This window comes from Marinobacter sp. UBA2498 (assembly GCF_002341575.1).
Classification (GTDB): domain Bacteria; phylum Pseudomonadota; class Gammaproteobacteria; order Pseudomonadales; family Oleiphilaceae; genus Marinobacter; species Marinobacter manganoxydans.
On record NZ_DDOI01000082.1, the window covers coordinates 28,017 to 36,855 of the forward strand.

Annotated in this window: 8 protein-coding genes; 3 read left to right on the forward strand and 5 right to left on the reverse strand. The window is 58.3% G+C overall.

From position 1 onward, the window contains the following. Together B2W52_RS11290 and B2W52_RS11295 are read left to right on the forward strand one after the other, a co-directional pair. Window positions 1-1,233, forward strand: a 1,233-nt coding sequence (locus tag B2W52_RS11290; protein ID WP_286803083.1) for an ABC transporter ATP-binding protein, incomplete at its 5' end; no start/stop codon positions are given. A 65-nt stretch (window positions 1,234-1,298) separates the two neighbouring features. Further along, the gene (locus B2W52_RS11295) at window positions 1,299-2,084 is read left to right on the forward strand and encodes an enoyl-ACP reductase FabI (RefSeq protein ID WP_008171720.1); all 786 of its coding nucleotides are present in this window, start codon (window positions 1,299-1,301) and stop codon (window positions 2,082-2,084) included. 71 nt (window positions 2,085-2,155) lie between these two features. Here the strand turns inward: B2W52_RS11295 and B2W52_RS11300 are convergent, their stop codons facing one another. Both B2W52_RS11300 and B2W52_RS11305 read right to left on the reverse strand, forming a co-directional pair. Next, complete coding sequence (locus tag B2W52_RS11300; RefSeq protein ID WP_286803087.1) at window positions 2,156-2,560, reverse strand: PilZ domain-containing protein; 405 nt, start codon at window positions 2,558-2,560, stop codon at window positions 2,156-2,158. Window positions 2,561-2,585: 25 nt separating this feature from the next. Continuing rightward, a complete protein-coding gene (locus B2W52_RS11305; RefSeq protein WP_092032493.1) occupies window positions 2,586-4,409 on the reverse strand; it encodes a DUF1631 family protein in 1,824 nt (607 codons plus the stop codon). Window positions 4,410-4,584: 175 nt separating this feature from the next. On the opposite strand from B2W52_RS11305, the gene B2W52_RS11310 reads away from it, so the two are divergent. Continuing rightward, entirely contained in the window at window positions 4,585-5,661 is a 1,077-nt protein-coding gene (locus B2W52_RS11310) for a 3-deoxy-7-phosphoheptulonate synthase (protein WP_008171726.1), read from the forward strand. Between the two features lie 27 nt (window positions 5,662-5,688). Here the strand turns inward: B2W52_RS11310 and cobA are convergent, their stop codons facing one another. The 3 genes from cobA to B2W52_RS11325 form a co-directional block, all read right to left on the reverse strand. After that, the gene (gene cobA, locus B2W52_RS11315; RefSeq protein WP_008171728.1) at window positions 5,689-6,546 is read right to left on the reverse strand and encodes a uroporphyrinogen-III C-methyltransferase; all 858 of its coding nucleotides are present in this window, start codon (window positions 6,544-6,546) and stop codon (window positions 5,689-5,691) included. Beyond that, window positions 6,543-7,817, reverse strand: coding sequence for a serine--tRNA ligase (gene serS / locus B2W52_RS11320; RefSeq protein WP_008171730.1), 1,275 nt, complete (start codon window positions 7,815-7,817; stop codon window positions 6,543-6,545). The genes cobA and serS overlap by 4 nt, the downstream gene beginning before the upstream one ends. Window positions 7,818-7,905: 88 nt before the next feature. Further along, window positions 7,906-8,839, reverse strand: a 934-nt coding sequence (locus tag B2W52_RS11325; RefSeq protein WP_286803095.1) for a replication-associated recombination protein A, incomplete at its 5' end; no start/stop codon positions are given.

Below are 8,839 nucleotides of genomic sequence, written 5' to 3' on the forward strand. Positions count from 1 at the left end.
CAGGCAAAACAGCGCTGCCTGGAACTGCTACAACTCGTGGGGATACAGAACCCGGAAAGCAAGCTTGGCGCTTATCCCCACCAGTTGTCGGGGGGGCAAAAACAGCGGGTGATGATCGCCATGGCACTGGCCAATGAACCCGATCTCCTTATCGCGGACGAACCCACGACGGCATTGGATGTAACCGTCCAGAAACAGGTTCTCGAATTGCTCAGGGACCTTCAGAAGAAACTGGGTATGGCCATTCTTCTGATTACCCATGACCTGACCATCGTTCGCCGGTACGCCGACCGGGTGGCCGTCATGGAACATGGCAAACTCGTGGAAGAGGCCGATACCGATGCCCTGTTTGCCAGCCCACAACACCCCTATACACGAAAGCTTCTGGATGCCGAGCCCCCGGAGGCGCCCCTACCCCTCGATAAACGTGCAGAACCGTTGCTGGCTGTTGAGCGACTGGACGTGCGTTTCCCGATACGAAAGAGCCTTTTGGGCAAGGTGAAGGAATCCTTTCACGCTGTGCAGGGCGCCGATTTCCAGCTCAATCGCGGCGAAACGCTCGGAATCGTCGGGGAAAGTGGCAGCGGCAAAACCACCATCGGCCATGCGCTGCTGAAGCTTACCGCCAGTACCGGAAGTATCCGCCTCGCGGGCGAGGAGCTGGCGTTTCTTAACCAGAAGGATTTCAGGCCCTGGCGAAGGCGCGTGCAGATTGTCTTTCAGGATCCGTTTGGCAGCCTCAGTCCCAGAATGTCCATTGCCGAAATTGTCCGCGAAGGGCTGGAGATCCACGACGCGGAAAACGCAGCCGAACACGACAGCAAAGTGATTCGCGCGCTCACCGACGTTGGCCTTGATCCGGAGGCACGGCATCGTTATCCACACGAATTCTCTGGCGGCCAGCGCCAACGCATTGCCATCGCCCGGGCTCTGGTGCTGCAGCCCGACCTGATCATTCTGGACGAACCCACATCCGCCCTGGACCGCACCGTGCAGAAGCAGGTCATTGAACTGTTGAGGGCTATCCAGACCCGTTATGGTCTAAGCTATATCTTTATCAGCCATGACCTGGCTGTGGTGCGCGCCCTGAGCCATAAGCTGCTGGTGCTGCAGCATGGCCGGATCGTGGAATATGGTGACGCGGCCAGGATTTTCGATGCACCGCAGGCGGAGTACACCCGTGAACTGCTGAACGCCGCGTTCTTTTACCAGAAACCAACTACGACTATTTGAGCGTTACCCCGACCAGAGCACTCAGGGATAATGCTCGCAAATCAGGAACACAGGGAGAACGACCCATGGGAATCCTCAGTGGCAAGAAAGCACTGATCGTTGGCGTAGCCAGCAAACTGTCCATTGCTTACGGTATCGCCGAGGCCTTCGCCCGCGAGGGTGCCGAACTGGCGTTTACCTACCAGAATGAAAAACTTCAGCCACGGGTTGAGAAGTTCGCCGAACAGTGGGGAAGCAAGCTGACTTTCCCCTGCGATGTCGCAAGCGACGAAGAAATTGAAAACGTCTTCAAAGAGCTGGGCAAGCACTGGGACAACATCGACATCATTGTGCATGCTGTCGGCTATGCGCCTGGACACGAGCTGGACGGCAACTACGTCGACGTGACCACCCGTGATGGCTTCCGCATTGCCCACGATATCAGCTCCTACAGCTTTGTCGCGCTGGCCAAGGGTGCCCGCGGCATGATGCATGAAGGCAGCTCGCTGATTACCCTGAGCTACCTGGGCGCTGAGAAGGTTCTGCAGAACTACAATGTGATGGGCTTGGCCAAGGCTTCCCTGGAAGCCAATGTTCGCTACATGGCCGCCAGCCTGGGCCGGGACGGCATTCGTGTGAATGGCATTTCCGCGGGTCCGATCAAGACCCTGGCCGCCTCTGGCATCAAGAGCTTCCGTAAGATGCTGGCCGAAAATGCCAGGCGTGCGCCGCTGCGGCGAAACGTCACCATCGACGAAGTGGGTAATGCTGCTGCATTCCTCGGCTCTGATATGTCCTCCGGTATTACCGGCGAGATCATGTACGTGGACGGCGGCTTCAACATTACCGGAATGGGTGAACTTGAAGAGTAAGTCTCACCCTCCCCGAACGTAAAAGAGCCGGCGTTATGCCGGCTCTTTTCGTTGGATTGCACGGACAAGAGTCAATCCTGGGCCATCGCCGAGGCCACGGCCTCCACCCACTCGACGTATGCGGTTTCGTCAGACTCAATGATTCGCGCCCCCACCAGAAAGCTCGACTCGTTGGGTCGACACCAGATCACTTCGACCATCAGACCGAAAGGCTGGGCATGGTTACCAAGAAATACGCTCGCCGGCAGCAGGGCCCCCAGGGAAAGGGGTTCGTCAGCTGTCAGGCAAAGGCCACTGGCCGAAATATCACGAATACCGCAGACAAGGTCCCGCTCCTCGGCTCCGGTTTCTTCCGGCAAGCCGGACTCAAGCTCGAGTATTGCCCTGGCTCGCGCCGTAAGACGGTAATCTGCCCGATTGTCCTGATCAACGGGCGGCTCATTCCGGGTTCCAAAGCTATAGTCATTATCTGTCATTATTGTTTTTCCTGCTTCGGCAATATCAGTTGCGGCCAACGCGAATCCGCCCGACTACCCTGCTAAGGGTGTCGTCGAATTCCGCGGAGGTTCCCAGAACCCGGATCCGTCCTTCGACAATCCTTTCAACCAGGGCGTCCTCGAGAAATTCACGCCTGTTCAGGCCCAGACGGTCCACAAACACGAGCTTTCTCGACGCATTGATGCGCACGGCCAGTTTCAGACGGGCAGGTTCATCAGACGTTTCATCGGGTTCAACGGCAATCCAGCCACCAAGCTTGATAGCATCCACCTGTTTCTCGGCCAGCAGCGTCCTTTCCTTCCGGATCCGTTCCTTTTCAGCCTGTTCATCGGCGAGTCGTTGCTCTTCATCGGCTTGCCGCTGGCGCTCAAGCTCGGCTTCACGTTCCGCTTCCTCCGCCCTTCGCCGTTCTTCCGCGACTTCTTTTTCCCGCCTCAATTCCTCTGCGCGCAGCCTGGCAGCTTCCGCCGCCTGCTCCCTCTGCCGACGCTGCTTCTCGCAGACACGGGCAAGCAGTTCCACGGTTTCTGCCAGCACCGTTCCGAACGGCGTGAGCTGCGGCAATGGCCGGATCTGCTCCTGCTCAAGGGCCCTCTGAAACTCGCCCCAGGTCTGCAGCCCCAGTTTCACGCCGGCGCCGTTCGTCCAGAGGATTTCTGCCGATTCCGGCAAGAACGCATAGAAGTAACGGCGCTGCTCTCCGACACCCTCGCCCTCGACAAACCATTGCCCCTCATACGGTTCAAAAGCTTCTGCCGCGGGCACTTCGAAGCTGAGCCAGGTGCTGTCCCAGTGGAAGCTCCCCGCCGCCGGCAGAGCCTCCACAAGATCCGGCGCCTCCCCTCTCAGCCTGGAAACCATAGCGGATTCGATCCCGGACAGGGACTCCGCAGGCAGTGATTCATTAAAAACCCGTTTCCAGACATCAAGGATCCGATCACCGATCTGTTCGCCCACGTGATAGAGCCGATTACGGTCCTTGTCGGAAAGCGACGGATCACCAATCCAGACCAGCCATTCCAGCAACTTGCTGCCATGTCGCAGGTTCTCTCCGTCGAGACCGGAATCCCAGATCGACTGTTTCAGCAGACCCTGCCAGTGATCAAGTATAAAGCGGACGATCGGAAGCGGCAGCTTGCGCCCCTGGAGAGCCCGACCGATCAATGCCCGGGAAGACTGCTCTGCCTTGCGCTGCTTTGCAGCGCCCTGCTCGGTTTCCAGCAGCCGTTGGCGGAGCTTTCCAACCTGGGCATTCCTCTTCCCGGCGTCTTCCTGCCAGCGATGACAGAATTCGTTAACCGGCTCCGTCTTGCCGGATTCAAAACTCGCGGAAACGGCGATAACCAGCGAATCCAGCTGATCCATCAGAACCTTGGCGGAACGGCCTCCGGAATCACTCCAGCCGCGCCACTCCTGAAGGCTGTCCAGCCACTCCAGTAGCGCCTTGCTGAAGGCTTTCTTGCCCTCCAGATTCATGCGCCAGGCAAGATAGAAGCGCAGCCTTGCCACCCGGCGGGCGAGGCTCGGATGCAGGCCGCTCGTCTTCAGGAACACGTCCATGATGCGGTCAGCCACATAGGCGGCGTTCACCTGTCGGGCTGACCACTCCAGATGAACAGATCGGATAACATGGGTAACCCGTTCGTCACGCTGTTCGGACCAGCAGGAAACCAGCAGTGGGCGCCAGTCGCTGACGGCGTCTGGTTCGAGCTTGCCAGCCGGGTATGGAAGGTCAGGAACACGAATGCCGGCCAGGACATCGTCAATCTTGCCTGAAACCGCTGCAACGGAAGGCACATCCTTCGGTCTCTGCCTGTTTTGCGACATCCGTTCCCCGTACTTAAGAAGCGTTGAAAAGGCCCTGTAAATAACGCAGTATAACCAACTCGCCGGGGTTTACCGCAACCGTGCACCGGCGCTATTCGCGTTAATCTGCAACCCTGTTGGCATATTCTATCGTCCACCAGGGCTGCAACGATCAGAATCGGGGAAGCAGAACAACATGTCGGGCAACAAACTAGAGAATCTGAATGTGGCGAGCCAGGAAGCACTGATCACTCCTGAAGCGCTGAAGAAGGAGATGCCGCTCTCCGACAAGGCCGCAGAAACCGTCTCAAAGGGCCGCCAGGCGATCTATGACATCATGGATGGCAAGGACCACCGGCTATTCGTCGTGGTGGGCCCCTGCTCCATTCACGATGTTGAAGCTGCGAGAGATTACGCCGCGCGCCTGAAGAAGCTTGCCGATGAAGTCAGCGACACGCTGCTGATCGTTATGCGTGTCTATTTCGAGAAGCCTCGCACAACAGTTGGCTGGAAAGGCCTCATCAACGATCCGCACCTGAACGACACCTTTGATATTGAGCAGGGCCTTCACATCGGTCGTCGTCTGCTGCTGGATATCAACGAGCTTGGCCTGCCCGCAGCCACCGAAGCGCTGGATCCGATCTCCCCGCAGTACCTGCAGGACACCATTGCCTGGTCCGCCATCGGCGCCCGTACTACCGAGTCGCAGACTCACCGCGAGATGAGCAGCGGCCTGTCCATGGCGATCGGTTTCAAGAACGGAACCGACGGCAGCCTGGACGTTGCGGTGAACGCCATGAAATCCGTGTCTCACCCCCACAGCTTCCTGGGCATCGACCAGCAGGGACAGGTGGCGATTATCCGCACCAAAGGCAATAACTACGGCCACGTTGTTCTTCGTGGCGGCGGTGGCAAACCCAACTACGATTCCGTGAGCGTCGCCCTGTGCGAACAGGCGCTGGATAAAGCAGGCTTGCGCAAGTCGATGATGATTGACTGCAGCCATGCCAACTCCAGCAAGGACCCGGCCATTCAGCCGCTGGTCATGCAGGATGTGACCCACCAGATCCTGGAAGGCAATACCTCGATCCAGAGCCTGATGGTGGAGAGCAACATCAACTGGGGTAACCAGTCCATTCCCGAGAATCTGGCAGATCTCAAGTACGGCGTATCGGTGACCGATGCCTGTATCGACTGGCCAACCACCGAAAAGGCCATTCGGGATATGCGCGATAAGTTGAAGGATGTCTTGCCCAAGCGCAAGATCGGCTGATCAAAGCATGATATAAAACGGGGAGCCTCAGCTCCCCGTTGTCATAACCCCACCTATCCAGTCCAGCCTTTCTCTCAGCGCGACTACTTGGCCGATAATAACCAGTGTTGGCGGCTGGACCGCTTCCGCCTCTACTCTTTCAACGATGTTGCAGAGATTCCCTGTAACCACGCGCTGATCCCTCGTTGTCCCCTTCGAGACCAACGCCACGGGCATTTCCTGGGACATACCGTGGGCGACCAACTGCCGGCAGATAATCGGCAGGCCAACCAGCCCCATGTAGAACACCAGGGTCTGGTTGTTCTGGACAAAGTCCTTCCAGGGTAGATCGCAGGTATCATTCTTCAGATGGCCGGTCACGAACCGGACTGACTGGGCATAATCCCGATGGGTGAGTGGGATTCCGGCGTAGGCCGCGCAGCCGGACGCGGCGGTTATACCCGGCACAACCTGAAATCGGACGCCGGCATCGGCGAGGGTTTCAATCTCTTCGCCACCGCGACCGAAGATAAACGGATCACCACCCTTGAGACGAACCACTTTTCGCCCCTGTCTGGCCAGATCCACCAGTCGCTGATTGATCTGATCCTGGGGCAAGGTGTGGTTGGCCCGCTGCTTGCCAACGTGAACCATCTCGGCGGTGTCCGGGATCATGGCCAGTATTTCCGGGGAAACCAGACGATCGTAGAGCACGACCTCGGCAGAAGTAATCAACCTCCAGGCCTTGAGTGTCAGCAGTTCAGGGTCTCCTGGCCCGGCCCCGACCAGGGCAACCTCACCCGCGGATGTGTTCGGGTTCGAAGTTACCGGATTAACCCTGTACCTTACTGGTGCAGGGGTTGCACCAACGCCCTTCCCTGGTGCGTTATCTGGCTGATCACTCATTGGATTCTGTCGACGCCTCCCATATACGGCTTGAGAACCTCCGGAACCACAATGCTGCCGTCAGCCTGCTGGTAATTCTCCATGACCGCAATCAGTGCACGACCAACGGCAAGCCCCGAACCGTTCAGGGTGTGGACGGGTTCGGGCTTTCCGGTTTCCGGGTTACGCCAACGGGCATGCATGCGGCGTGCCTGGAAATCACGGGTATTGGAGCAGGAAGAGATTTCACGGAACTTGTCCTGCCCCGGCAGCCAGACTTCCAGGTCATAGGTCTTGGCCGCCGAAAAGCCCATGTCGCCTCCACAGAGTGCAACCACGCGGTAAGGCAGCTCCAGCAACTGCAGCACCTTTTCGGCATGGCCAGTCAGGGCTTCCAGCGCGGCATCTGAATCCTCCGGACGAACCACCTGTACCAGCTCCACTTTGTCGAACTGGTGCTGACGGATCATGCCGCGAGTATCCCGGCCGTAAGAACCCGCTTCACTGCGGAAGCATGGCGTGTGGCAAACCATCTGCAGCGGCAGCTCAGCGGCATCAAGAATAGAATCCGATACCAGGTTGGTGGCAGGCACTTCCGCAGTGGGAATCAGGTACAGCGGATGCTCGCCTTCCGTTTTGAACAGGTCTTCCTCAAACTTCGGCAGTTGGCCTGTTCCGTAAAGGCTATCGGCATTAACCAGATATGGTACGTAGGTCTCCAGGTAGCCATGTTCCTGTGTGTGCAGATCCAGCATGAACTGGGCCAGAGCCCTGTGCAGCCGTGCCACCGGGCCACGCATGACGGCAAAGCGCGAATGGGCCAGGCGGGTCGCGGTCTCGAAGTCCAGGCCTTTCAGACTCTCACCCAGGGCAACGTGGTCCCTGGGCTCGAAATCAAAGCTCCTGGGCGTGCCCCAGGTGCGAATCTGAACGTTATCGTCTTCACTCTCGCCGGCTGGTACATCTTCATCCGGGAGATTCGGGATACCGGCCAGGAAGGCGTTGAGCTCCTCCTGGAGAGTGCGGAGCTCGTCTTCGGCTTCAGACTTCTGTTTCTTCAGGTCTTCCACCTCGTCCAACAGCGGCTGGATGTCCTCGCCGGCAGCCTTGGCCTTGCCGATCGACTTCGACCGCTTGTTCTGCTCGCTCTGCAGGTTTTCCGTGCTCACCTGAAGGGCACGGCGGCGTTCCTCAAGCTGCTCGAAGGTGGCGGTATCGAATTCGAAATTCTTGATGGTCAGCCGACGGGCGATCTCTTCTGTCTGGGTGCGGACACGTTTGGGATCGAGCATGATTATCCTGAATCTTCCGGTTAGCGATGTTTTGAATGACTGGCCATTATACCTGCACTGGCGCTCGTGGCTACCGCCGAAAAAAGGCTCAGGTGTAGCGTTTGCGGGGGCTTTCGGCGTTGCGGGAATCCAGACGCTGGCGTTTTTCAGCCAGTTTTATCTCGAGACCGCGGTTTACGGGCTCGTAGTAGCGGCGCTCATGAATGGCCTCGGGCAGGTAGGACTCCCCGGCGGCGAAGGCTTCGGGTTCATCATGAGCGTACCGATAAGTATCCCCATGGCCCATGCTTTTCATCAGCTTGGTGGGTGCATTACGCAGGTGTACCGGCACTTCATAGTCCGGGTCCTGGCGGATGTCGGCCATACACCGATTGAAGGCGTTATAAACAGCGTTGCTCTTGGGCGCCAGGGCCAGGTAGGTCACCGCCTGGGCCAGCGCCAGCTCCCCTTCTGGAGACCCCAGGCGTTCCTGAGCGTCCCAGGCTTCCATGCTTAGCTGCAGGGCCCGCGGATCGGCATTACCGATGTCCTCACTGGCTATCCGTACCAGACGGCGGGCAACGTAGAGCGGATCACAGCCGCCATCGAGCATCCGGCACAGCCAATACAGCGAGCCGTCCGGATCTGATCCGCGAACGGATTTATGCAACGCTGAGATCTGGTCGTAGAATACGTCACCGCCCTTGTCGAACCGGCGGAGGCTGGTCTGCATGACCTGCTCAAGCTGATCCGCCGTTACCCGATCCGTGCCGGCCTCATCCGGCTCTGCCAGGTCAGCCGCCACTTCCAGGATATTGAGAGCACGGCGGGCATCGCCACCAGACGCGGCCGCCATCAGGGTCAGCACGTCTTCATCAACTCGCAGGCGTCCACCAAATCCTTCATCAACTGTCAGCGCGCGGCGTAGCAACTGAAGGATGTCCTCTTCCTCAAGGTTCTTGAGCACGTAGACACGTGTTCTGGAAAGCAACGCACTGTTCAGCTCAAAAGAGGGATTCTCAGTGGTCGCACCAACGAAGATG

Bases quoted from the DNA above. Each gene is read 5' to 3' on its own strand.
- B2W52_RS11295 (WP_008171720.1), top strand. From the start codon at position 1,299: ATGGGAATCCTCAGTGGCAAGAAAGCACTGATCGTTGGCGTAGCCAGC.
- B2W52_RS11300 (WP_286803087.1), bottom strand. From the start codon at position 2,560: ATGACAGATAATGACTATAGCTTTGGAACCCGGAATGAGCCGCCCGTT.
- B2W52_RS11305 (WP_092032493.1), bottom strand. From the start codon at position 4,409: ATGTCGCAAAACAGGCAGAGACCGAAGGATGTGCCTTCCGTTGCAGCG.
- B2W52_RS11310 (WP_008171726.1), top strand. From the start codon at position 4,585: ATGTCGGGCAACAAACTAGAGAATCTGAATGTGGCGAGCCAGGAAGCA.
- cobA (WP_008171728.1), bottom strand. From the start codon at position 6,546: ATGAGTGATCAGCCAGATAACGCACCAGGGAAGGGCGTTGGTGCAACC.
- serS (WP_008171730.1), bottom strand. From the start codon at position 7,817: ATGCTCGATCCCAAACGTGTCCGCACCCAGACAGAAGAGATCGCCCGT.